Annotated in this window: 24 protein-coding genes; 2 read left to right on the plus strand and 22 right to left on the minus strand. The window is 34.2% G+C overall.

Annotated features, from left to right (window positions below; translation table 11 throughout):
* Nucleotides 1-109: 109 nt before the first annotated feature.
* On the minus strand, nt 110-1,258 hold the full coding sequence (locus P3875_RS10745; protein ID WP_303443962.1) for an MFS transporter: 1,149 nt from the start codon (nt 1,256-1,258) through the stop codon (nt 110-112).
* Between the two features lie 205 nt (nt 1,259-1,463).
* Here P3875_RS10745 and P3875_RS10750 point away from each other — a divergent pair, with 205 nt between their 5' ends.
* The gene (locus P3875_RS10750; protein WP_303443963.1) at nt 1,464-2,117 is read left to right on the plus strand and encodes a DUF6891 domain-containing protein; all 654 of its coding nucleotides are present in this window, start codon (nt 1,464-1,466) and stop codon (nt 2,115-2,117) included.
* Nucleotides 2,118-2,473: 356 nt separating this feature from the next.
* Complete coding sequence (locus P3875_RS10755; protein WP_303443964.1) at nt 2,474-2,995, plus strand: hypothetical protein; 522 nt, start codon at nt 2,474-2,476, stop codon at nt 2,993-2,995.
* 128 nt (nt 2,996-3,123) lie between these two features.
* Here the strand turns inward: P3875_RS10755 and P3875_RS10760 are convergent, their stop codons facing one another.
* From P3875_RS10760 to P3875_RS10860, 21 genes are all read right to left on the minus strand, one after another.
* The gene (locus P3875_RS10760) at nt 3,124-4,158 is read right to left on the minus strand and encodes an LLM class flavin-dependent oxidoreductase (protein ID WP_303443965.1); all 1,035 of its coding nucleotides are present in this window, start codon (nt 4,156-4,158) and stop codon (nt 3,124-3,126) included.
* Nucleotides 4,159-4,223: 65 nt separating this feature from the next.
* Nucleotides 4,224-5,405 (minus strand): oxygenase MpaB family protein, encoded by a 1,182-nt coding sequence (locus P3875_RS10765; RefSeq protein WP_303443966.1) that lies wholly within the window; start codon nt 5,403-5,405, stop codon nt 4,224-4,226.
* A gap of 66 nt (nt 5,406-5,471) precedes the next feature.
* The gene (locus P3875_RS10770) at nt 5,472-6,845 is read right to left on the minus strand and encodes an NADH-quinone oxidoreductase subunit N (RefSeq protein WP_303443967.1); all 1,374 of its coding nucleotides are present in this window, start codon (nt 6,843-6,845) and stop codon (nt 5,472-5,474) included.
* A gap of 19 nt (nt 6,846-6,864) precedes the next feature.
* On the minus strand, nt 6,865-8,268 hold the full coding sequence (locus P3875_RS10775) for a complex I subunit 4 family protein (RefSeq protein ID WP_303443968.1): 1,404 nt from the start codon (nt 8,266-8,268) through the stop codon (nt 6,865-6,867).
* A 10-nt stretch (nt 8,269-8,278) separates the two neighbouring features.
* Nucleotides 8,279-10,150 carry an NADH-quinone oxidoreductase subunit L gene (gene nuoL, locus P3875_RS10780; protein ID WP_303443969.1) on the minus strand — a complete coding sequence of 624 codons (1,872 nt, stop codon included), beginning with the start codon at nt 10,148-10,150 and terminating at the stop codon, nt 8,279-8,281.
* A 1-nt stretch (nt 10,151) separates the two neighbouring features.
* Nucleotides 10,152-10,472, minus strand: coding sequence for an NADH-quinone oxidoreductase subunit NuoK (gene nuoK, locus P3875_RS10785; protein ID WP_303443970.1), 321 nt, complete (start codon nt 10,470-10,472; stop codon nt 10,152-10,154).
* 1 nt (nt 10,473) lies between these two features.
* The gene (locus P3875_RS10790; protein WP_303443971.1) at nt 10,474-10,980 is read right to left on the minus strand and encodes an NADH-quinone oxidoreductase subunit J family protein; all 507 of its coding nucleotides are present in this window, start codon (nt 10,978-10,980) and stop codon (nt 10,474-10,476) included.
* A gap of 2 nt (nt 10,981-10,982) precedes the next feature.
* Nucleotides 10,983-11,522 carry a NuoI/complex I 23 kDa subunit family protein gene (locus P3875_RS10795; protein ID WP_303443972.1) on the minus strand — a complete coding sequence of 180 codons (540 nt, stop codon included), beginning with the start codon at nt 11,520-11,522 and terminating at the stop codon, nt 10,983-10,985.
* A gap of 13 nt (nt 11,523-11,535) precedes the next feature.
* The gene (gene nuoH, locus P3875_RS10800; RefSeq protein ID WP_303443973.1) at nt 11,536-12,567 is read right to left on the minus strand and encodes an NADH-quinone oxidoreductase subunit NuoH; all 1,032 of its coding nucleotides are present in this window, start codon (nt 12,565-12,567) and stop codon (nt 11,536-11,538) included.
* Between the two features lie 2 nt (nt 12,568-12,569).
* Entirely contained in the window at nt 12,570-13,592 is a 1,023-nt protein-coding gene (locus tag P3875_RS10805) for a 2Fe-2S iron-sulfur cluster-binding protein (protein ID WP_303443974.1), read from the minus strand.
* Nucleotides 13,593-13,676: 84 nt separating this feature from the next.
* Nucleotides 13,677-15,041 carry an NADH-quinone oxidoreductase subunit NuoF gene (gene nuoF / locus P3875_RS10810; protein WP_303443975.1) on the minus strand — a complete coding sequence of 455 codons (1,365 nt, stop codon included), beginning with the start codon at nt 15,039-15,041 and terminating at the stop codon, nt 13,677-13,679.
* A 4-nt stretch (nt 15,042-15,045) separates the two neighbouring features.
* A complete protein-coding gene (locus P3875_RS10815) occupies nt 15,046-15,582 on the minus strand; it encodes a complex I 24 kDa subunit family protein (protein WP_303443976.1) in 537 nt (178 codons plus the stop codon).
* Nucleotides 15,583-15,585: 3 nt separating this feature from the next.
* On the minus strand, nt 15,586-16,824 hold the full coding sequence (locus tag P3875_RS10820; protein WP_303443977.1) for an NADH-quinone oxidoreductase subunit D: 1,239 nt from the start codon (nt 16,822-16,824) through the stop codon (nt 15,586-15,588).
* Between the two features lie 10 nt (nt 16,825-16,834).
* Nucleotides 16,835-17,356, minus strand: a complete 522-nt coding sequence (locus tag P3875_RS10825; protein WP_303443978.1) for an NADH-quinone oxidoreductase subunit C — start codon at nt 17,354-17,356, stop codon at nt 16,835-16,837.
* Nucleotide 17,357: 1 nt separating this feature from the next.
* Complete coding sequence (locus tag P3875_RS10830) at nt 17,358-17,909, minus strand: NADH-quinone oxidoreductase subunit B (protein WP_303443979.1); 552 nt, start codon at nt 17,907-17,909, stop codon at nt 17,358-17,360.
* A gap of 15 nt (nt 17,910-17,924) precedes the next feature.
* Complete coding sequence (locus tag P3875_RS10835; protein WP_303443980.1) at nt 17,925-18,290, minus strand: NADH-quinone oxidoreductase subunit A; 366 nt, start codon at nt 18,288-18,290, stop codon at nt 17,925-17,927.
* Nucleotides 18,291-18,491: 201 nt separating this feature from the next.
* Nucleotides 18,492-18,686 (minus strand): cold-shock protein, encoded by a 195-nt coding sequence (locus P3875_RS10840; RefSeq protein WP_091517786.1) that lies wholly within the window; start codon nt 18,684-18,686, stop codon nt 18,492-18,494.
* Between the two features lie 548 nt (nt 18,687-19,234).
* Complete coding sequence (locus P3875_RS10845) at nt 19,235-19,423, minus strand: hypothetical protein (protein ID WP_303443982.1); 189 nt, start codon at nt 19,421-19,423, stop codon at nt 19,235-19,237.
* Nucleotides 19,424-19,653: 230 nt separating this feature from the next.
* Nucleotides 19,654-21,006 carry an acetyl-CoA carboxylase biotin carboxylase subunit gene (gene accC / locus P3875_RS10850; protein ID WP_303443983.1) on the minus strand — a complete coding sequence of 451 codons (1,353 nt, stop codon included), beginning with the start codon at nt 21,004-21,006 and terminating at the stop codon, nt 19,654-19,656.
* A gap of 44 nt (nt 21,007-21,050) precedes the next feature.
* A complete protein-coding gene (accB, locus tag P3875_RS10855) occupies nt 21,051-21,539 on the minus strand; it encodes an acetyl-CoA carboxylase biotin carboxyl carrier protein (protein ID WP_303443984.1) in 489 nt (162 codons plus the stop codon).
* 30 nt (nt 21,540-21,569) lie between these two features.
* Nucleotides 21,570-22,571, minus strand: coding sequence for a beta-ketoacyl-ACP synthase III (locus tag P3875_RS10860; protein ID WP_303443985.1), 1,002 nt, complete (start codon nt 22,569-22,571; stop codon nt 21,570-21,572).
* Nucleotides 22,572-22,579: the final 8 nt, after the last annotated feature.

Here is a 22,579-nt window from a genome sequence, read left to right on the forward strand (position 1 = left end):
GTTCTATTACTATAATGCAAGTAATATGCCATAGGTGTATTATTGATTTTTAAAAGGTTTAAGGGGTAATGATTGGTATAAAAGTGTTTATTTTTTCTACAAAACGTTTTTAATTATGGATGTATTTTTTAAGATACAAAACTGCCAATAAAGCACCCACCAAAGCCATACTTACACCAACTAATACGGGTGAATTATAAGCAAAGCCAAGAGTAATTGGTATTCCTCCAAAATATGCACCTAACGTATTACCTATATTAAAACTAGCTTGGCCTGCTGCTGCCGCTATATTTTCTGAACCTTTTGCCGAAGTAATTAACATCATTTGTAAAGGCGACCCAATTGTAAATGCCACCAAACCTGTAAAAAATGCCATAACGTAAGTTAAAACTTCAATGTGTGCTGTAAAATGTACTATGATTAATGTTAAAGCCATTACTAAAAAACTACCAATAGCAGCTTTAGTGGGAGAAAATGAATCGGCTAATTTTCCACCTAAAATATTTCCAAAAAACATTCCCAAACCTATTAAAATCATAATGTAAGGAACATTGTTAGCTTGTATTTTAGCTACGTTTGTTACCATTGGCGCAATGTAAGAAATCCATGCAAACAAACCGCCTGTGCCAATTGATATAATGGCTACAATAAGCCAAGCTTTTGGTTTTTTAAAATATAAAAGTTGTTGCTGTAAATTACCTGTTGTGGTATTATTAATGTTAGGCAACCAAAAATAAATACATATAATAGTTACTACACCCAATGCGGCAATTAGTGCGTAAGTAATGCGCCAAGTAAAATGATGCCCTATATACGTGCCTAGCGGTACACCTGCTAAATTAGCAATTGTCATACCTGTAAACATAAGTGCAATTGCTTGTGCTTCTTTTCCTTTTTGAGCTAAATGTGCCGCTACAACCGATCCTACACCAAAAAAGGCTCCATGTGGTAAGCCCGATAGAAACCTTGTAGCAGCTAAAGAGTTGTATTCTGGTGCAAACGCAAATAATGCGTTAAATAGCACAAACAAAATCATTAAAAATAATAACACCTTTTTAGGTGCAATTTTACCAGTAAATAAGGTTAAAAGTGGTGCGCCAACAACTACACCAAATGCATATAAGGCAATAAAATGCGCAGCTTTTGTAATTGATATGTGTTGATCGTTGGCAATATCTGGTAAAATGCCCATCATAGTAAATTCGGTCATACCAATGGCTAAACCGCCAAAAGCCAAAGCAATTAGGCCTTTATTCATAGTTAGTTTTTTATAAATAGTTTGCAAAATTACGGTTTCATTTTAAAAAGCAACCGAAACATTATTATTTATTAAAATTTAAATTAAAACAATAATTATTTTAAATATTGTAAAAAAAAGCATTCAGTATATTTTAAATTTAAAAGGAATTGATATATTCGTATTGTAAAATTTTAAAAAGTTAAAGGCTTAAAAGCAAATTTGTATGAAACAAAGTATGTCTGAAGATCAGCAGTTTATTTTTGATTCGATTTACACGCAAGTACGTTCTGGGTTTTATAGCTTAGAAGACATCCAGACTAGTATTGTTGAAGAGATTGAAGATAATGGTTTTGAAGATGAAATATCTGAAGATTGGGCACATGAGCACATAAATTTAGTGTACCAAGAACTTTTAAAGGAAAGCAAAAATTGGGAATCAAACAATCAAACGCAGCGCTTAATTGCCGCTTTTGACGAATTGGCCGATTCTAAATTTATTGCATTACATTACCCAGGTTACACCAATGAAGATGGAGAATACGAGGTTGAAGAAGTAGAACGTGCATTGATTGATAATAACGAAAAATCGAATGGATATTGTTTTTATCATGGTCAAGATTTAGAACGTGCTGTTCGTGGCGAAGGTTTGTATATAAGTTTCCAAAAAATTAATAACGAAAGCGATGCTGTTAGCAAAGAAATTGCTAAAAAAGTTGTTGAAGTTTTAGAAAAGCATGATTTAAAGGTAGATTGGAACGGCAAAGCAACTTCTCGTATTTTTTTACCCGATTTTAAATGGGAACATATTTACGATGAAGATTCTCGTGATTTACTAAATTATAATTACGTTATCGACGCAATTTTATTAAATAAATAGTATTTAAAAGGGCATTCTTAATTTTGAATGCCTTTTTTATTTTGTATCAAAATAGATTTACACTTTTTGTGTGAACCTATTTAAATTATACATTTCATTTTCTAAGTTTAGTAAATGAAGTTAAAGTGTTTTATACGTTAATGTCAATAGCTTATTGCATGTTTAAAAAGTATTCAATTAATATTGCCCAAAAGTTGTAAAACTTTTAGCAATGGAGTAATTTTTTTAATAGCATTTTTATGCTAATTTTCTTGTTTTTAGTGTTTTAAATTGAAAATAATTGGATGTTATTATTGACGAATTAATTAAAAAAAATACTTTTGATGCTATAAAGTAAATATTTAAACACCTTAAATTTGAGAAAGTTAATTTTATTTATAACATTACTGTTTGTAGCTACCGGTTGTAATGTAAGCTTAGTAAATACAAATGTTAGTTTTGATGGTTTATACATTAACAGTGATAAATATAAAGAACTACTCACTAATATAGACTGTAAAAATAAATCAAAAAATATCTATTTAACAAATGGAATTGAATTACGTAATTGTATTATAAATAATAAGAAACCAGCACTTGTGTATATTTGGAGTTTACATTGTAAAAGTGAGAGTTGTGTAAATATTGAATTTTTTATTCGATTTTGTAAAGAGAACAATGTTGTGCCTTATATAGTTATTGAGTATCTTACAGAAAAAGATTTAAATTATTACAAATCTTTAGATGTAGATTTATACGTTATTAATAACACGTATTATAAAACCAAATTTGTTAATAGTTATTCTAAAAAGTTTCGCCAAGATTTAATTCAAGAAAAAAGAACGCTTGGAAATAGGTATATTTTTTTTGATGAAAATGCAAAGGTTACATCTTTATAAACAATTGATGGTATTTTTTACAAAGAATCTTTATCCATGTAGAATTATTTTTTAGTTGGATATTAAGTAATAAAACAAACAGCCTTTTTACTTTTGTAAAAGGCTGTTCTTAATTGCAATAAGGTATATTATTTAAGTGCTTTGCGTACTTCTGGAGCCACTTTTGTCCCAAACAATTCAATAGATTTCATAAGCAAGTGGTGATCTGGGTCGCCAACATCCATGTGTGCTACAAAGCGAGAGTGTCCAAACCATTCGTGTTGTTGTAAAATTTTATCAATTACTGCATTTGGTTCGCCCATAAAATAAGCACCTTCAGGTTGAGTGGTGTTTAAAAAAGCTTCTTTACTAAATGCACCCCAACCGCGTTCTTTACCTATTTGGTTTATTTGCGCTTCATAAAACGGAAAGTAGTCATCTTTTACTTTGCTTGTAGTTCCTAAAAAAGTGTGTGAATTAATGCCAACCTGCATTTTTGCAATATCGTGCCCTGCAGCTAAATAATTTTCTTTGTAATAGTCAACCAAAGGTTTAAAGTTTATAGGCATTCCACCAATAATAGCAAACATAATTGGCAATCCTAAACGTGCGGCTCTTAATACCGATGCAGGTGTACCACCAACAGCAATCCACACAGGTAATTGGTCTTGAAACGGTTTAGGATACAGGTTTACATTTTGTAGGTTCTGCGTTAAACGTCCGTTCCAATTAATATCTGTGCCGTTTTTATCAATTAAATCTAACAACAACATTAGTTTATCTTCAAATAGGGCATCGTAATCGTCTAGACTAAAGCCAAAAAGCGGAAATGATTCAATAAAACTTCCTCTGCCAGCCATAATATGAGCTCTTCCTTTAGATATTTGATCCAACATACTAAAATCTTCAAACAATCTAACTGGGTCGCTTGAACTTAAAACCGTAACAGCCGATCCTAATTTTATGTTTTTTGTAACTGCTGCCGCGGCACTTAAAAACAATTGCGGATTGGTAACGCTGTAGTCTGCACGGTGGTGTTCGCCTATTTCAAAAACATCTAAACCTGCTTCATCGGCTAATTTTACTTGTTCTAACATTTCGGTAAAACGTTGATGAGGTGCTTTGCGTTGTTTGGTTTGTTCGTTTAATTTTAAGTCGCCAAACATTGATATTCCTAATTCCATTCTTTCTAATTTTATTGTAAAAGTAACCTAATTGTGTTTGTTTCTACTTAATGTAGAGTAAGAAGTTACTTGGCTTGTTGGTATAGTTTCCAAACTTTTTCTTGAGCTTTACGCCCTTGTTTTGCTATTTTATTATAATAATCAGGATTGCTTTTTGCTTTTGTATCAAAATATTCATTGATTTTATTTAAAAATAAAATCCAATATTTGGCTTTTGAATAGGGTAGTGCCAATTCTTGTCTGCTTTCAGTTCCTAATAAAACTTCGTTATATCCCAGATTTGTTTTTTGTACAAACCATTTCATTATTTTATTTTTAGTAAACGTTACACGCAGCGGTTCATCATACAAAGCCCAAGCTAATTGTTTAGAATCGGTATCGATCCCTTTTTGCGATTTACTCCATAAAAACAATTGTTTTGCAGCCTCTTCGCCTGTGTTTGGCAATAAATGTAAAGGTATGCCCATTAAGTAACCAACATATTTCCATAAATGTAAAACTGCTTCAAGTTCTTTAGCTGTTGGTTTAAATTTTAATTTCGATAACCCGTCTATAAAAGCAATTGAAAACCCTAAGTTGGTTGCCAGCATATCCCAAAGATTTATAGGACGGCCCCATAATTCAGATTTCCATTCCGATTTTTTTTCGATTTGTATGCGCGAATAAGCATGTATAAGTCTGGTAGTTAAAACCGCATAAATACCTTTATTGTTCGGTTTTAATCCATTAATTTCGGTAACATACATCCAAAAATCAACTGTATCGGCTAAACGTTTAACCGCACCTTTGTGCAATGCTTGTGTAAATATAAGCGGTTTGTTAATAGCCGATGATTCGTAACCACCCATTAAACAATAATTCCGTAAAACCGATAATGCTGCTGTGCCCGTACGATTGCAATACGATGTACCTAAATTCACTAAATCAAAGTCAACCCATGAAGGGACTTCGTTCAATTGTTGAAATAAATTTTGAGTAGCTAATGAAAGCCTGTTTTTATTCGATGGAAACAAAGAAAAATCGGTATGTAACTTAGCAATTGCTTGGTTAAATGGGGTGTTTGTAAAATATTCAACAGCTACTTCATCAGCTAAATCATCTACTTTAAAGTAATAAGGTACTAACTTTTCACTATCTGAAATGTTTGTTTTAGGTAACAAAAAGGGAAGTAGGTTGTCCTTAGTTGGTTGCCAATAACTTGCAAAGGATTTGTTGTTTTTAGGTTGATATCTTTCAGGAATTTTCATAGTTTAAAGATATAAAAAAAGGTTGATTTGAACTTCAAATCAACCTTTAGTAAAGTAATCAATTAACTAAAATAAATCTATGATTAATGATGGACAAAATCCGATAATAAGATTAATAAGAATTGCTGTAATTGCAACTACAGTGTACACGGTGTTTTTGGTGTAAACCGTTTTTACATCGGCATTTTTATAAGTAAACATGGTAATAATTACTTTAAAATAATAATAAATACTGATGATTGATGTAATTACCGCTGTAATAACTGTAACATAATACCCTTGTTTTAAAGCTTCTGTAAACAAGAAAAGTTTACCAAAAAAACCTGCTAAAATAGGGATACCCGCCATTGATAATAAGGCTAACGACAATGTTACTGCTAATACTGGTTTGTGTTTTGCAAAACCACGAAAATGCATAATAAGTTCTTCGTTTTTATCTTGGCATACATATAAAATTACGCTGAATGCTGCAATACCTGCAATTGCATAAGCTACCATATAGTAAAATAAATAAGGTTCTGCCGTGGTGCCTAATAATATTGCTAATAACATAAAACCTGCATGTGATATACCCGAGTAAGCCATTAAACGTTTTATGTTATTTTGTTTTAAAGCCATTATGTTACCTACAACCAAAGTAGCGGCAATTAAAAAGGCAATTAAACTAGTAAAAGTCTCTGGCATTGCAGGGAAAAATACAACACTTAATTTATAAAAAGCAGCTACAGCAGCAACTTTAGCTAAAGTGCTCATAGTTGTTGTTGTAAGTATTGGAGCGCCTTGATATACATCGGGTGCCCAAAAATGGAATGGGAATGCAGCAATTTTAAATAACAAACCTACAAGCATTAAAGCAAAACCTACTGTAAACCATTTAGGCATTGTTAATTGAGTGCTAGCAGTTATAATTTGATCGATATCGAATGCTGCAGTTGCGCCATAAATTAAAGCAATACCAAACAAAATAAAACCCGATGCAAATGAACCCATTAAAAAATATTTCATTCCGGCTTCGTTACTTTTAATATTTGTTCGATCACTTCCTGCTAAAATGTATAAGGTAATTGATAAAATTTCTAATCCTAAAAAGAACATTACTAAGTTTCCTAATGAAACCATACAGTAAGCTCCAATTAATAAAAATATTTTTAACGATGTATAATCTGATATTTTATCGTATTGCTCTTTATAAAATGATTGACCTAAAGCTACTATAAAAAAGGTAATTACAATAAATAAGGCGTTAAACAATACGGTTGATTTGTTTACTACAATCATGTTATTGTAAAACGATTCAACAGTATTATAATCACCAATATTGATGCCCAAAGCAACCAACAAACCTATTAAAGTAAGTGGAACAATGGTTTTGCGCAGGTTAATAATTTCTAATACTAATATAAGAACTGCTAAAGATGCTAAAGCTATTAATGTACTCATAGTTTAATTTTTCTATGTTCTAAAAAATAAATAAATCGGTTAGTAATTTTGGATAGATTCCTAAACCAATTAAAACCACGCAAATAATTGTTAATACTACATATTCTTTTGTAGTAACTTCTGCAAAAACTTTGGTATCGGTTGTGCCTAAAACTGCATTTTGAAACATTTTAAGCATGTAATAAGCTCCTAAAATGATTGATGTACCTGCAAAAATTGCATAAAGTATTTCTTTTTCTGAAAGTGCAAACAATAAAGTAAATTCGCCAATAAATCCAAAAGTACCTGGTAATCCTATCGATGCAAATAATATAATTAAAAAGAAGGTTGTGAACTTAGGAGCTTGTGCACGTATGCCACCCATATCTTTAATTTCGTACGTGTCGTATCTTTTATAAATAATATCGGCTACATAAAACAAACCAACTACAACAAAACCGTGTGCTACCATTTGTATTACAGCTCCTTGGTAACCTGTGATATTACCCACATATGCACCTGCAGCTATTAAACCAACGTGAGCCATTGATGAATATGCTAGTAAGCGTTTTAAATTTTGCGAACGCAAAGCAATTAACGATGCGTAAATAATGCCAATAATACACAAAACAACTACGGTATTAATTATTTGCGATGAAACATTTCCTGCAATTGGCATTTGCCAACGTAAAATGGAATAAATACCCATTTTTAACATGATACCAGACAATAACATAGTACCAATTGTTGGCGATTTTTCATACGTATTTGCCTGCCAAGTGTGTAATGGAAAAACAGGAATTTTAATGCCATACGCTAAGAAAAACGCTAAGAAAATGTAATTGGCTTCTTTAGTTGTTAGCATTGCTTTAGTTAAATCTGTCCAAGCAAAACTACCAGTTAAACTGTATAAATAAGCAAAAGCAGCAAGCATAAACAAAGAACCAGCAAAAGTGTAAATAAAGAACGTTATCATTACACGTTTGCGCTCAGCCCAATCGCCACTGCCCCACAATAAACCAATGAAAAAGATTGGTAATAAGGCTAATTCCCAAAAAATATAGTAAACCAAACCATCTTGTGCTAAAAATGTACCTGCCATTGCAAATGCCATAAACAAAACCAAAGCATAAAGCTGATTTGCTTTTGAGTACAAAGTATTAAACGATGCCAAAATAATAATCGGTAACAATAAGGTTGTTAATAACAACATAGTTAGGCTTAATCCATCAACCACAAAAGCTAACGATATATTTGGATTTGTCATCCATTGTTGTGTAAACGAAACATCGGTTCCATTTAAATAATTACCTGTTAAAACTAAAGCAATAACAGCATTTATTAAACTGGTTACTAATGCAATTTTAGCAGCGTTTTTTGAATTTGAAGCTAAAGTTGCAACTGCACCTAATACATATATAAGTAAAATAATTAAACAATTCATTGCTATAATTTTAGTAACACATAAATAAATAATAGATCAACCCACAAACACCAATTACAAAGGCAAATAAATACAAGCCAATGTTTCCGTTCTGTGCTTTTTTACCTTGATATGATAGTTCTGAAGGAATACGACCGAAACTTAAAACTACTCCGTTAATTAATGCTTCAATTTGTTTTTTAAAGAATGATCCCAAAAAGTTAATTGGTTGCACAATTAAGAATACATAAATTTCATCTAAATAATATTTGTTGGCTAATATTGCTTGAATACCAGCTACATTGTTGTCATTAACAGGTACTTGTTTGTTTTTAACGTACTTCATGTACGCAACACCTAAGCCAATAAAAGCGCCTATAACTGCTAAGCCCATTAAAATGTATTCGGTAGTACCTAATGTATGTGGATGTAAAGTAGCACTGTTTTTAATAACTGGCTTTAAAAATTGATTTAGCCAACTGTTACCTGGAATACTTATTAAACCACCAACTGTTGCTAATGCTGCTAAAATAACCAAAGGCATTGTAATTGCCGAAGGACTTTCGTGTAAATGACTTTCTTGTTCTTTAGTTCCTCTGAATGAATTTGAGAATGTTAAAAATAACAAACGGAACATATAAAAAGCAGTAAGTATTGAAGCCAAACTAGCAATTATCCATAAAACAGTATTGTGATGAAATGCTGTTAGTAAAATCTCGTCTTTTGAAAAGAAACCTGATAACGGAGGAAATCCTGAAATGGCTAAAGTTGATACAAAAAAAGTTGCATAGGTAATTTTCATATGTTTTTTTAATCCACCCATGTGTCTCATGTCTTGTTCGCCACCTATTGCGTGTATCACCGATCCAGATCCCAAGAATAAACACGCCTTAAAAAAAGCATGAGTTATTACGTGAAAAACAGCTACTTCGTAAGCACCTAAGCCCAATGCTAAAAACATTAATCCTAATTGCGATACGGTTGAATAAGCTAATACTTTTTTAATATCGTTTTGTACTAACGCAATTGTAGCAGCTACCAACGATGTTACCGCTCCAATAACTGCAATAATATGCTGTACATTTGGTGTTAAATCGAACAAAAAGTTTAAACGCGTTATCATAAAAATACCAGCTGTAACCATGGTTGCAGCGTGTATTAATGCCGATACCGGTGTTGGCCCGGCCATTGCATCGGGTAACCAAGTGTACAATGGTAACTGAGCACTTTTACCAGTTGCTGCAATAAAAAACGCCATAGTTGCAATACCTAAACTTGGTGCTAAATAGCTGTGTTGTTGTAAGGCTACAAAATCTAATGTATGATACAAATAGCCTGTTACAAAAATGCCTACTAAAAAGCCTAAATCACCAATACGGTTCATTATAAATGCTTTTTTTGCTGCGTTGTTGTAATCTTGGTTTTTATACCAAAAACCAATTAATAAGTACGAACATAAACCAACACCTTCCCAACCAATAAACATCATTGCTAAATTGCTTCCTGTTACTAAAATCAACATAAAGAAAACAAAGAAGTTTAAATAGGTGAAAAATTTAGCAAAATGTTCATCGTGGCTCATATAGCTTGTAGAGTACAGATGAATTAAAGTACCAATACCTGTAATAAACAATAGCCAAAGTGCTGCTAATTGATCAAAATAAAAGCCGAAATCAATTGAAAAATAACTGAATTTCATCCATTCAAACAAAACAACTTTTATAGGCTGTTGGGTTGATTGTATATAAGCAAAAAATAAGCATGAAGTAACAAATGATGCTGCAATAGCAACCGTTGCAATAGTACCCGATACCTTTTTGCTTAAATGTTTACCCCAAAATCCGTTGACTAGTGTACCAACTAAAGGGAAAATCAATGTAAGTAGTAATAGTGTTGTACTCATGCTATCCTTTTAAATTTTTAAGTTTATCAATATCAATTGATCCAATGTTTCTGTAAATGGCTACTAAAATGGCCAAGCCAATTGCAACTTCTGCTGCGGCAACAGCCATTGTAAAAAATACAAATACTTGTCCGTTTGCATCTTCGTGATAGTTAGAAAAAGCAACTAACAATAAGTTAGCAGCATTCAACATAATCTCAATAGACATAAACATTACAATTGCGTTTCTACGGTATAAAATACCAAACGCACCAATACAAAATAATAATATGGCTAAAAATATGTATTGGTCTATACCAATTTGTTGTAAAACCTGTTCCATATTATGTAGTTTTTTTCTCTTTTTTAGATATTAATACAGCGCCAATCATTGCCATTAATAATAAAACAGCAGCCATTTCAAACGGAACCACAAATTCATTAAGTAATACTTTACCTAACACTTGTATCGATTGGAAATCGGCACCTGTTGTTGTGTATGTTTCAATTGCCGGGGCATTTTGTGCTAATGCGCTTACTAAAAAGAAACCTATCAAACAAAAACATACCGTTGCAAGAATTTTTGTTACTACAGGTTTGGCAATTTCATCGCTAACATTTAGGTTCATAAGCATAATGGTAAACAACATTAAAATCATAATTGCACCTGAATATACAATAATATGAACCATTGCTAAAAATTGCGAGTTTAACAAGGCGTAATGGCCAGCAACGCTAAAAAAGCAAACTACCAACCAAATGGCACTGTGAATTGGGTTTTTAGAAAGTATGGTTAAAAACGCACTTCCTAAAGTAACAGCCGAAAGAATGTAAAATAAAATCTCTATCATTTTTATTCTGATTTAGTGGTGTTACGTATTGCTTGTTCTAAAGGCATTACTAATTGTTCTTTTCCGAAGATGAAATGCTCGCGATTGGTATCTGCCTTCACAATTTTTTTCGATGTTGTTAAATAGATAGCTTGTTTAGGGCAAGCTTCTTCGCATAAACCACAGTAAATACAACGCAACATGTTAATTTCGTAAATTTCGGCGTATTTTTCTTCGCGATACAAATGTTTTTCTTCTGGTTTACGTTCTGCTGCTTTCATTGTAATGGCTTCGGCAGGGCATGATAACGCACATAAACCACAAGCTGTACAACGTTCACGGCCTTCTTCATCACGCATTAACATGTGTTGCCCGCGATAAACCGGACTAAACGGACGTGTTTCTTCGGGGTAACTAATGGTTACTTTCTTTTTAAATAAATGTTTAAAAGTGGTAGCCATACCGCCTGCAATTGCACCAATGTACAAACGCTCGCCCAAGGTCATTTCTTTATTAGATACCTGCTTTTTGCGGCCCGATAAGGATATATTTTGAATTGACATACTTTTTAATTTTTTAGCGCGTTAATAATAATACAACCGCTGTGATAACAATATTAATGATTGCTAACGGAATTAATGTTTTCCAGCCTAAATTCATTAACTGATCATAACGGAAACGTGGTATGGTCCAACGTACCCACATGTATAAAAATATAAAGAAACATATTTTAGCAAATAATACGGCAATACCTATTAAATTGGCTGTGTTTTCTCCCCAATTTTCGGCAGCCCATGTCATACCAGGGTAATTGTATGCGCCTAAGTATAAAACTGCTAATAGGGTTGATGAGATAAACATTGCTGCGTATTCTGCAAATAAAAAGAATCCCATACGCATTGATGAATATTCAGTATGGTATCCACCAATTAACTCTTGTTCACATTCTGCTAAATCAAAAGGAGTTCTATTAGTTTCGGCAAACGAACAAATTAAAAATATGAAAAAGCCTAATGGTTGGTAAAAAATATTCCAATGCATTTCATGCTGACCTGCAGCAATTTCGCGTAAACTCATTGAGCTGTACATCATTAAAATAGCAACAATAGATAAACCCATTGCTATTTCATAAGAAATCATTTGCGATGCCACACGCATTGCACTTATTAATGAATATTTGTTGTTTGATGCCCAACCACCAATCATAATACCGTATACACTTACAGATAAAACTGCAAATACATAAAGCATTGCTACGTTAATATCAGCTGCTTGTAATATTACTTTTCTACCAGCAATTTCTAACGTATCGCCCCACGGAATTACAGCCGAAGTCATCAATGCCATTGTCATTGAAATAAACGGACCAAATACAAACAAAAAGGTGTTAGGTGTGTTAGGCATAAATTCTTCTTTTGCAAAAAGTTTTAAACCATCGGCTAAAGGTTGTAATACACCACCTGGTCCGGCACGGTTAGGTCCTCTACGGTCTTGTATCCATGCCGCAATCTTACGTTCTGCCAAGGTGCAATACATGGCAAACAACATAGTTATAGCAAAAACAGCTACAATTATTACGCTTTTTTCTATTATAATAGCTTCTTCCATAATTAACTATTTTCGGTGTTTTTATATGGAACTTCTTTCATACTAATTTTTTTACGATCTTGATCACGACCTTCTAAAATTTGTTTTTCGGTATCAATTTTTACGTTTTCCATTTTACGGGTGTAGTTGTTTTGATTGATTACCGAGAATTTTTCAAACTTACGTGGTCCTTCAATTACCCAATCGTTTACATCTTTATGGTCAAAACGACATTCGTTGCAAATGAAATCTTCTACTTCATGATATTCATCTTTGCGTGCAGTAACACGCTGAATTTCGTTACCAAACATCCAAACGGTTGTTTTACCACAGCATTTATCACAATTTCTGTGCGCATTATAAGGCTTGTTAAACCAAACGCGCGATTTAAAACGGAATGTTTTATCTGTTAATGCACCAACCGGACAAACATCAATCATGTTTCCACTCATTTCATGATCGATAGCTGCAGAAACGTATGTAGATATTTGTGCGTGATCGCCTCGGTTTAAAACACCGTGATTTCTACTGCCACAAATTTGTTCAGCTGTATGTACACAACGGTAACATAAAATACAACGATTCATGTGTAGTTGTATGTTATCACCAATGTTTTCAGGTTCAAACGTACGTTTTTCTTCTTTAAAACGCGTTTTTTCTAAACCGTGTTTGAACGACAGGTTTTGCAAATCACACTCACCTGCTTGGTCACAAACGGGGCAATCTAATGGGTGGTTTATTAATAAAAATTCTGTAACTGCTTTGCGGGCATCTAAGGCTCTGTCTGAAGTTTTTACTTTAACTTCCATACCGTCCATAACACCTGTTTTACACGAAGGCATCATTTTTGGCATAGGTCGTGGATCTGCTTCACTACCTTTTGATACTTCCACTAAACATGCACGGCAGTTACCGCCTGTATCTTTTAATTTAGAATAGTAACACATGGCAGGTGGTACCACATCGCCACCAATCATGCGGGCAGCTTGTAATACGGTGGTTCCTGGTTCTACTTCAATTTCTATTCCGTCTATTGTAACTTTCATTTCTTTTTTAGTTTAAGGTTTAAGGTTTCAAGTTTAGGGTTGATGTTTTACATCGAACAGTTCACATTGAACATTAAACTAAATTTATAGGGTTTGCTTTGCTACTAAATGTTTTACTTTTTCAAAAGGCTCATTTACAAAATGATCTCTGTTTTTTATTTTTTCTGGGAAACGAATGTGGTATTCAAATTCATCTCTAAAGTGACGAATAGCTGCAGCTACAGGCCAAGCAGCAGCATCGCCCAACGGACAAATGGTGTTGCCTTCTATTTTTGCTTGTACACTCCACAATACATCAATATCTTCCTCTGTTCCGTGACCGTTTTCAATACGCCATAAAATTTTCTCCATCCATCCAGTTCCTTCTCTACAAGGTGAGCATTGCCCACAGCTTTCGTGGTGGTAGAATCTTGAAAAATTCCATGTATTTCTTACAATACAAGCGGTATCGTTATAAACAATAAATCCGCCCGAACCTAACGATGAACCTGTTGCAAAACCTCCATCGGCCAATGATTCATAAGTCATTAAACGATCTTCACCGTTTGCAGTTTTAAAAATTAAATGTTGTGGAAGAATAGGTACTGATGAACCACCAGGAATTAATCCTTTTAATGGACGATCGTCAATCATACCGCCGCAATATTCATCTGAATTCATAAATTCATCAACGGTTATACCCATTTCAATTTCATAAACACCTGGTTTTTTAACATGACCTGAAACTGAAAATAGTTTGGTACCGGTAGATCTACCTAAACCAATTTTAGCATAATCGGCACCAGAATTTAACAAAATCCATGGCACTGATGCTATAGATTCTACATTGTTAACAACCGTAGGGTTTTGCCATAAACCTTTAACAGCTGGGAAAGGCGGTTTAATACGTGGATTACCACGTTTACCTTCTAACGATTCTATTAAAGCGGTTTCTTCGCCACAAATGTAAGCACCACCACCGCAATGAACGTGAAGATCTAAATCGTAGCCCGATCCTTTTATATTTTTACCCAGCCAACCTGCGGCATAGGCTTCTTTAATGGCACGTTCTAAGGTTTTAAAAACCCACATATATTCGCCACGAATGTATATGTACGAAAGGTTTGCACCTAATGCAAACGATGATGTAATCATTCCTTCAATTAACAAATGCGGAATGTATTCCATAAGGTAACGGTCTTTAAACGTACCTGGTTCCGATTCGTCGGCATTACAAACTAAATGGCGTGGATTACCTGATTTTTTGTCAATAAAACTCCATTTTAAACCTACAGGGAAACCTGCACCACCGCGCCCACGTAAACCTGAAGTTTTAACTTCTTCGGTAATGTCGTCGGGGTTCATTTTTAATGCTTTTTCAACAGAAGCGTATCCACCATTTTCGCGATAAACATCGTAATTTTTGATACCCGGAATATGGATTTTTTCAAATAATATTTTTTGTCCCATGGTATTATTTATCGTGTAATGTTATTTTTCCTTCTTTACAATCAGCAATCAGCTGATCTACCTTTTCTTTGGTTAAGTGTTCGTGGTAAAAATCGCCCAACTGTAACATTGGGGCGTAGCCACAAGCACCTAAACATTGTACACCAACTACAGAGAATAATCCGTCTGCAGTTACTTGGCCAGGTTTTACACCTAATTTTTCACAAGTATAATCCATTACATCTTCGGCTTTGTTTATAGCACAACACGATGTTACACAGAATTCCAACATATATTTTCCTACTGGTTTTTGGTTAAACATGGTGTAAAAAGTAACTACTTCGTACACTTCAATAGGTGTAATGTTTAGTAATTCGGCTGCTTTGTTTTGTAAAGCTACACTTAACCAATTGTCATGTGCATCTTGTAATTCGTGTAAAACGGGTAATAAAGCCGATTTCTGCTTTCCTTCGGGATAATGGCTAATCAATTCGTTGATACGTTCCATTAACGCCGGAGTAATATTTATATCTTGATGGTAATTTTTTTGTATTGTTTCCATATGTTAACAGTCTAATTCACCTGCAATAACGTTCATACTAGAAAGGGTAATAATGGCATCAGATAAGCTGCGGCCTTTTACAATTTCGTTAAATGCTTGGTAATAAATGAAACAAGGTCTGCGGAAGTGTAAACGGTAAGGAACACGGCTGCCATTTGTAATTAAATAGTAGCCTAATTCACCATTTCCACCTTCAACAGAGTGGTACACTTCGGTATTTGGAACTGGAATTTCGCCCATTACAATTTTAAAGTGATAAATTAGGGCTTCCATATTGTTGTATACATCTTCTTTTGGAGGAAGGTAGTAATCGGGAACATCGGCGTGATAACCGCCTTCAGCAGGCATTTTTTCTAACGCTTGGCGAATAATTTTCATACTTTCCCAAACTTCTGCGTTACGTACACAAAAGCGATCGTAACAATCACCGTTTTGACCTACAGGAATTTCAAATTCAAAATCTTCGTACGAACAATAAGGGCTAGCAACACGTATGTCGTAATCAACACCAGCAGCACGTAAGTTAGGGCCTGTAAAACCATAGCTCATTGCCATATCTGCGTCAACAGCACCCGCACCAATGGTACGGTCCATAAAAATACGGTTACGTGTTAACATGTTTTCAAACTCGGTCCAAACGGCAGGAAATTCAGCTAAAAACTCATCAATTTTTCTCCAAGCTGTTTCGTTCCAATCGCGTTCAAAACCACCAATTCTACCCATGTTAGTTGTTAAACGCGCCCCACAAATCTCTTCGTAAATTTCGTATATTTTCTCGCGGTATTGCATTACGTATAAAAAGCCGGTAAGTGCACCGGTATCAACCCCCATAACCGAACTACATATAATGTGATCGGCAATACGGGCTAATTCCATTATAATTACACGCATGTATTGCACACGTTTTGGAATTTCGATACCTAAAGCTTTTTCAACCGTCATCCACCAACCTGTATTGTTTATTGGCGATGAACAGTAGTTTAAACGATCGGTTAATACGTTTATTTGATAAAACGGACGGTTTTCGGCAATTTTTTCAAAGGCACGGTGAATGTATCCAACGGTTCCTTCTCCATCGATGATTTTTTCACCATCCATTAAAAGAATGTTTTGAAAAATACCGTGAGTTGCAGGGTGTGTAGGACCTAAATTTAAAATAGATAATTCTACACCATCTTTTTCTTTTGTTTCCTGGATTTGTTTTTCAAATCGCTTTTCTGGAACTAATAATAAATCAGACATAGTATTTGTATTAGCAATTAGGACCTGTTCTACCAAAGAAACGGTCGTCTTTATCGGTTCTACCTTGATCTTCTAAAGGAAATTCTTTTCTAAGTGGGAAAGATTCCATTTCATCCATATTTAAAATACGTTTTAATTGTGGATGGTTTTTAAATACAATTCCGTAGAAATCATACGTTTCGCGCTCTTGCCAGTTTGCTGCAGGATACAACGAAACAATGCTTTCAGCCTCTGGATTGTTTGCGGGTAAAAATACTTTTACGCGTATTCTAATATTTTCGAACCAATTGTGTAAATGATAAACTACACAAAATTGGCGGTCTTGGTCATAATCTGGGTAGTGTACACCGCAAACATCTGTTAAGAAATTAAAGTTCATTGAAGCATTTTCTTTTAAGAATTTAATCACTTCAAAAGAAGCTTCTTTTTTAACTTCAAACGCCAACATGTCATGTAATACATGGAAATTTTCCACTTTTGGGGCAAATTGTTGGCTTAAAGTTTGCTGAATAATATCGTTTGTTAAGCTCATGTTATTTAATGTTATATGAGTTTAATAAATCTTTGTATTCATCGCTGCTTCTACGGCGAACCGATTCGTTTTTAACGATTTTTTGCAGTTCTAAAATACCGTCTAAAATTTGCTCTGGACGTGGTGGACAACCAGGTACGTAAACGTCTACAGGAATTACTTTGTCTATACCTTGTAATACCGAGTAGGTGTCAAAAACACCACCTGTACTTGCACAAGCACCAACGGCAATAACCCATTTAGGTTCGGCCATTTGTTCGTATACTTGGCGTAAAATTGGGGCCATTTTTTTTGCAATGGTTCCCATTACTAAAAGCATATCGGCTTGGCGTGGAGAAAAGCTCATACGTTCTGATCCAAATCGACCAATATCATAAGTAGCTGCCATAGTTGCCATGTATTCAATACCGCAGCACGATGTTGCAAAGGGTAACGGCCACATAGAATTGGCACGTGCTAAACCTACCACTTCGCTTAATTTGGTTGCAAAAAAACCTTCGCCCGAATAACCGGCCGGAGGTGCAACTTGTTTTATGTTTGATGGATTACTCATAATTAATTACTGCATTTATTCAAACTCTAACCCTTTTTTCTTAAATTCATAAAGTAAGCCTATGATAAGTAAGAACATAAAAATGCCCATTTTATATAAGCCTTCCCAACCTAATTCCATGAAATTTACGGCCCATGGATACATGAAGATTACTTCAACATCAAACAAAACAAATAGAATTGCTACTAAAAAGTAACGTACATTGAATGGTACGCGGGCATTACCGAACGATTCGATACCGCATTCAAAGTTTACATCTTTATTTTTTGATGCTTTTTTAGGACCTAAAAAACCCGAAATTATAATGGTAACAAAAACAAAACCCGCTGCCAGCCCAAGCTGCATAAGGATTGGAATTAAATCTAATTGATTTGATTGCATGTTGTTTGGTGCATTAAATTTTCAAACTTCAAATATAATTTAATACTAGCGTATAAAAAACCAATTGGTTTGCTTTGTTAAGCATTTTAACGGTTTTAGTGTAATTTATAATGGTTATAAATAATTTGTAGCTATAAAAAAAACACCTGCAATTTTGCAGGTGCTTTGTTTTGGAACTAAGTAATATATTTTGTATGTATATTATAAAACAACAACGTCTGTTGCGATTTTTCCTTTTTTCCCATCAGATTCAACGTAGTTTACTACATCGCCATCTTTTAACTCTCTTGATTTTAATCCAGAAATATGAACAAAAATGTCTTGTCCTGTTGTTTCGTCTGTAATAAAACCAAATCCTTTTGATTCATTGAAGAACTTTACTGTACCTGTTCTCATTTGATAAAATAAATAATTAATAATGTTGTAAAGTTAAACTTTTTTTACTGTTTTCAAAGTTTTTCTTTCATGTTTTTACAAAAAATAATACTGTGGTTAAAATTTAGCATTTTTTAGTTAAAAATAAACACGTTTTTAAAGTAGGTTTTGATGTAATTATATTTTTTTTATTCGTTATTTTTAGTAGATACAATTATGTTTTATGCATGTCTTTTCATATATTTCAACGATATCCTGTTCGTGAGGATTTAACTTCGTTTAATTCGGTATGTAACTATACAGGTTTAGATAATGATCTTGAAGCAGAAGTAGTTTTTATGAGATAGATAAAGTCATGGATTACAAATCCGCGCCATCGGGGGAACTAATAGAACTTTTTAGTAAACATCTCGTTCCCATAAGACCGCACAGAAAATTTGAACGTTACAAAGACAAATATTGTAACAGACAAAATTCCAAAATCCCCAAAAAAAAATGAAAGATACCCTGTGATTTGTGCTTAACTTAATGACATTGAGCGTGAGGGTTCACTACCACTATTTTATACACTACCCAACTTTTTTTCTAATTTCGAAAAAAAGAAAAATAATCCCTAAAATTAAAAGTATATAATTAGCAAAAAACAATCTTATTTCTGCTGCAAATCCAGGTGCTCCATTTGGTTTAGGAAATTTAGTTTTTAATATACCGAATAATCCTAATATTATCATTATTATACTTATTATTATAAATGTCATTTTATTTAAAGAATTCGTTTAATTTTTACTCACTATCTTTTCCTATATTTTTTTCTCCGATTGTGCGGATTTAAATTCGTTCCATCGGCTAACGCCTCGAGTGTAATCCGTGATTATAAAAACCAAACAGCCTCTTTGTAAATGTATTGAGGTTGTTTTTTTATCACAAAAAGGGAAGCAAATGCATAAAAGCAATAAAAAAGCCGAGCATACACTCGGCTTTTCTAGTATTAATTTTCAACAGGTTTCTGAATTTTAAATGATTCCATAAACGCTGTGGTATAGTTACCTGCAATATAATCAGGATTATCCATTAACTGGCGGTGGAAAGGAATAGTGGTTTTAATACCTTCAATCACAAACTCGTCTAACGCACGTTTCATTTTGCTAATTGCTTCTTCACGTGTTTGTGCAGTAGTAATTAATTTAGCAATCATAGAATCATAGTTAGGTGGAATGGTATAACCAGAATATACGTGCGTATCTAAACGCACACCGTGTCCGCCTGGAGCGTGTAATGTGGTTATTTTACCTGGCGATGGACGAAAATCGTTAAAAGGATCTTCGGCGTTAATACGGCACTCAATTGAATGTAATTGTGGTAAATAATCTTTACCCGAAATAGGCACACCTGCAGCTACTAAAATTTGTTCACGAATTAAATCGTAATCAATTACTTGTTCTGTAATAGGATGTTCTACTTGTATACGGGTGTTCATTTCCATAAAATAGAAGTTGCGGTCTTTATCAACTAAAAATTCAATAGTTCCAGCACCTTCGTATTTAATATATTCGGCAGCCTTAACAGCAGCTTCACCCATTTTTAAACGCAATTCATCGGTCATGAAAGGCGATGGAGTTTCTTCTGTTAATTTTTGGTGACGACGTTGAATCGAACAATCACGCTCTGATAAATGGCATGCTTTACCATATGAATCACCTACTACTTGAATTTCGATATGGCGTGGGTCAACAATAAGTTTTTCCATATACATACCGTCGTTTCCAAAGGCAGCAGCAGCCTCTTGGCGTGCACTTTCCCAAGCTTTTTCAAGCTCGTCTTCTTTAAAAATTTCGCGCATACCTTTACCACCACCACCAGCTGTAGCTTTCATCATAACTGGGTAGCCAATTTCTTTAGCTACTTTCATGGCGTGTTCTAACGATTCTAATAAACCGTCTGAACCTGGTACAGTTGGCACACCAGCAGCTTTCATTGTTTCTTTAGCTGTGGCTTTGTCGCCCATTTTATCAATCATTTCTGGAGATGCACCAATAAACTTGATACCGTGTTTTTGGCAAAGGTCTGAAAATTTTGCGTTTTCAGACAAGAAACCATATCCAGGGTGAATTGCATCTGCATTTGTAATTTCGGCAGCAGCAATAATGTTCGACATTTTAAGGTACGATTGCGCACTAGGTGCAGGGCCAATACATACCGCTTCATCTGCAAAACGTACGTGTAAACTATCTGCATCCGCAGTAGAATAAACCGCTACGGTTTTAATACCCATTTCTTTGCAGGTTCTAATAACGCGCAAAGCAATTTCGCCACGGTTAGCAATTAATATTTTTTTAAACATTTGTTTTTAGTTTTTATGAAACAATGTGTTTTAACCGTTGTTAATTATGACGGATCAACTAAAAATAATGGTTGGTCAAACTCTACCGGAGATGAGTCGTCAACTAAAACTTTTACAATTTTTCCTGATATTTCTGATTCAATCTCGTTAAATAACTTCATTGCTTCAATCACACATAATACATCACCCGCTTTTACAGTTGCGCCTACTTCAACAAACGGAGCTTTATCTGGCGATGGTTTGCGGTAGAAGGTACCAATAATTGGTGATTTTACGGTAATGTATTTATCGTCGTCATTTACTTCAGCAGCAGGTGCAGCAGCAACTGCAGGTGCTTCTGTAGCAACTGGTGCGGCAGTTTGCATTTGTGGCATAGAAACAGGAATGTGTTGAATATAGCTTCCGTTTTCTATAGTAGCGTTTTCAGTAGTTGTTTTAATGGTGATTTTAAAATCGTCCATTTCTAATTTCACTTCAGTAGCGCCTGATTTTGCTACAAATTTGATTAGATTTTGAATTTCCTTGATATCCATATAATTCTAAAATTTGTTGTTCGTTATATATTAATTATTGTTTGTGTAAGCCCATTTTAGGTAAATAGCGCCCCATGTAAAACCACCACCAAAAGAAGCCAAAATTAAATTGTCGCCTTTTTTTAATTGGTTTTCAAAATCGGCTAAAAGCAAAGGCAATGTTGCCGATGTTGTGTTGCCGTATTTGTGTATATTTACTAAAACTTTATCTTCGTTTAAGCCCATACGGTTTGCGGTTGCGTCAATAATGCGTTTGTTTGCTTGGTGTGGTACCAACCAGTTTACGTCGTCGTGGGTTAGGTTGTTACGTTGCATAATTTGCTCGCTAACATCGGCCATACCCGAAACGGCATATTTAAATACAGTTTTACCGTCTTGGTGCACAAAATGTTGTTTATTTTTAACGGTTTCTTCAGACGGAGGAAGGATCGATCCGCCTGCTTCAATTTTTAAAAATTCGCGACCAATGCCATCACTTCTTAAAATTTCGTCTTGAAATCCATAGCCATCAGTGTTAGGTTCAATTAAAACGGCACCAGCGCCATCGCCAAAAATAATACAAGTAGCGCGATCTGTGTAATCTATAATAGATGACATTTTATCGGCACCAATTAAAAGTACTTTTTTGTATCTACCAGATTCTACATAGGCAGTTGCTGTTGATAAACCGTACAAAAAGCTTGAACAAGCAGCTTGTAAATCATACGAAAAAGCGTTTGTAGCACCTATTTGTGTAGCTACAAAAACACCTGTTGAAGCAACGGGCATGTCTGCAGTTGTAGTTGCCATTAGTACCAAATCTATTTCTTTTGGATCTAATCCGGTTTTTGCAATTAAGTTTTCTGCTGCTTTAATTGCCATAAATGAGGTGCCTTTATCTTTGTCTTTTAAGATTCGGCGTTCTTTGATACCCGTACGCGAAGTGATCCACTCGTCGTTTGTATCAACCATTGTTTCTAATACTTCATTAGATAACACGTACTCTGGTACATATTTACCAACCGCTGTTATGGCTGCTGTAATCTTTGTCATAAGGGACT

It is taken from the genome of Myroides sp. JBRI-B21084, assembly GCF_030545015.1.
Taxonomy (GTDB): domain Bacteria; phylum Bacteroidota; class Bacteroidia; order Flavobacteriales; family Flavobacteriaceae; genus Flavobacterium.

Excerpts from the sequence above, each read along its gene's own strand:
- P3875_RS10750 (WP_303443963.1), top strand. The coding sequence starts at position 1,464 with ATGAAACAAAGTATGTCTGAAGATCAGCAGTTTATTTTTGATTCGATT.
- P3875_RS10860 (WP_303443985.1), bottom strand. The coding sequence starts at position 22,571 with ATGACAAAGATTACAGCAGCCATAACAGCGGTTGGTAAATATGTACCA.
- P3875_RS10805 (WP_303443974.1), bottom strand. The coding sequence starts at position 13,592 with ATGAAAGTTACAATAGACGGAATAGAAATTGAAGTAGAACCAGGAACC.
- nuoK (WP_303443970.1), bottom strand. The coding sequence starts at position 10,472 with ATGGAACAGGTTTTACAACAAATTGGTATAGACCAATACATATTTTTA.
- P3875_RS10790 (WP_303443971.1), bottom strand. The coding sequence starts at position 10,980 with ATGATAGAGATTTTATTTTACATTCTTTCGGCTGTTACTTTAGGAAGT.
- P3875_RS10775 (WP_303443968.1), bottom strand. The coding sequence starts at position 8,268 with ATGAATTGTTTAATTATTTTACTTATATATGTATTAGGTGCAGTTGCA.
- nuoL (WP_303443969.1), bottom strand. The coding sequence starts at position 10,150 with ATGAGTACAACACTATTACTACTTACATTGATTTTCCCTTTAGTTGGT.
- accB (WP_303443984.1), bottom strand. The coding sequence starts at position 21,539 with ATGGATATCAAGGAAATTCAAAATCTAATCAAATTTGTAGCAAAATCA.
- P3875_RS10825 (WP_303443978.1), bottom strand. The coding sequence starts at position 17,356 with ATGAGCTTAACAAACGATATTATTCAGCAAACTTTAAGCCAACAATTT.
- P3875_RS10820 (WP_303443977.1), bottom strand. The coding sequence starts at position 16,824 with ATGTCTGATTTATTATTAGTTCCAGAAAAGCGATTTGAAAAACAAATC.
- P3875_RS10830 (WP_303443979.1), bottom strand. The coding sequence starts at position 17,909 with ATGAGTAATCCATCAAACATAAAACAAGTTGCACCTCCGGCCGGTTAT.
- P3875_RS10795 (WP_303443972.1), bottom strand. The coding sequence starts at position 11,522 with ATGTCAATTCAAAATATATCCTTATCGGGCCGCAAAAAGCAGGTATCT.
- P3875_RS10840 (WP_091517786.1), bottom strand. The coding sequence starts at position 18,686 with ATGAGAACAGGTACAGTAAAGTTCTTCAATGAATCAAAAGGATTTGGT.
- P3875_RS10845 (WP_303443982.1), bottom strand. The coding sequence starts at position 19,423 with ATGACATTTATAATAATAAGTATAATAATGATAATATTAGGATTATTC.
- nuoH (WP_303443973.1), bottom strand. The coding sequence starts at position 12,567 with ATGGAAGAAGCTATTATAATAGAAAAAAGCGTAATAATTGTAGCTGTT.
- nuoF (WP_303443975.1), bottom strand. The coding sequence starts at position 15,041 with ATGGGACAAAAAATATTATTTGAAAAAATCCATATTCCGGGTATCAAA.
- P3875_RS10770 (WP_303443967.1), bottom strand. The coding sequence starts at position 6,845 with ATGAGTACATTAATAGCTTTAGCATCTTTAGCAGTTCTTATATTAGTA.
- P3875_RS10760 (WP_303443965.1), bottom strand. The coding sequence starts at position 4,158 with ATGGAATTAGGAATATCAATGTTTGGCGACTTAAAATTAAACGAACAA.
- P3875_RS10815 (WP_303443976.1), bottom strand. The coding sequence starts at position 15,582 with ATGGAAACAATACAAAAAAATTACCATCAAGATATAAATATTACTCCG.
- P3875_RS10745 (WP_303443962.1), bottom strand. The coding sequence starts at position 1,258 with ATGAATAAAGGCCTAATTGCTTTGGCTTTTGGCGGTTTAGCCATTGGT.
- P3875_RS10835 (WP_303443980.1), bottom strand. The coding sequence starts at position 18,290 with ATGCAATCAAATCAATTAGATTTAATTCCAATCCTTATGCAGCTTGGG.
- P3875_RS10765 (WP_303443966.1), bottom strand. The coding sequence starts at position 5,405 with ATGAAAATTCCTGAAAGATATCAACCTAAAAACAACAAATCCTTTGCA.
- accC (WP_303443983.1), bottom strand. The coding sequence starts at position 21,006 with ATGTTTAAAAAAATATTAATTGCTAACCGTGGCGAAATTGCTTTGCGC.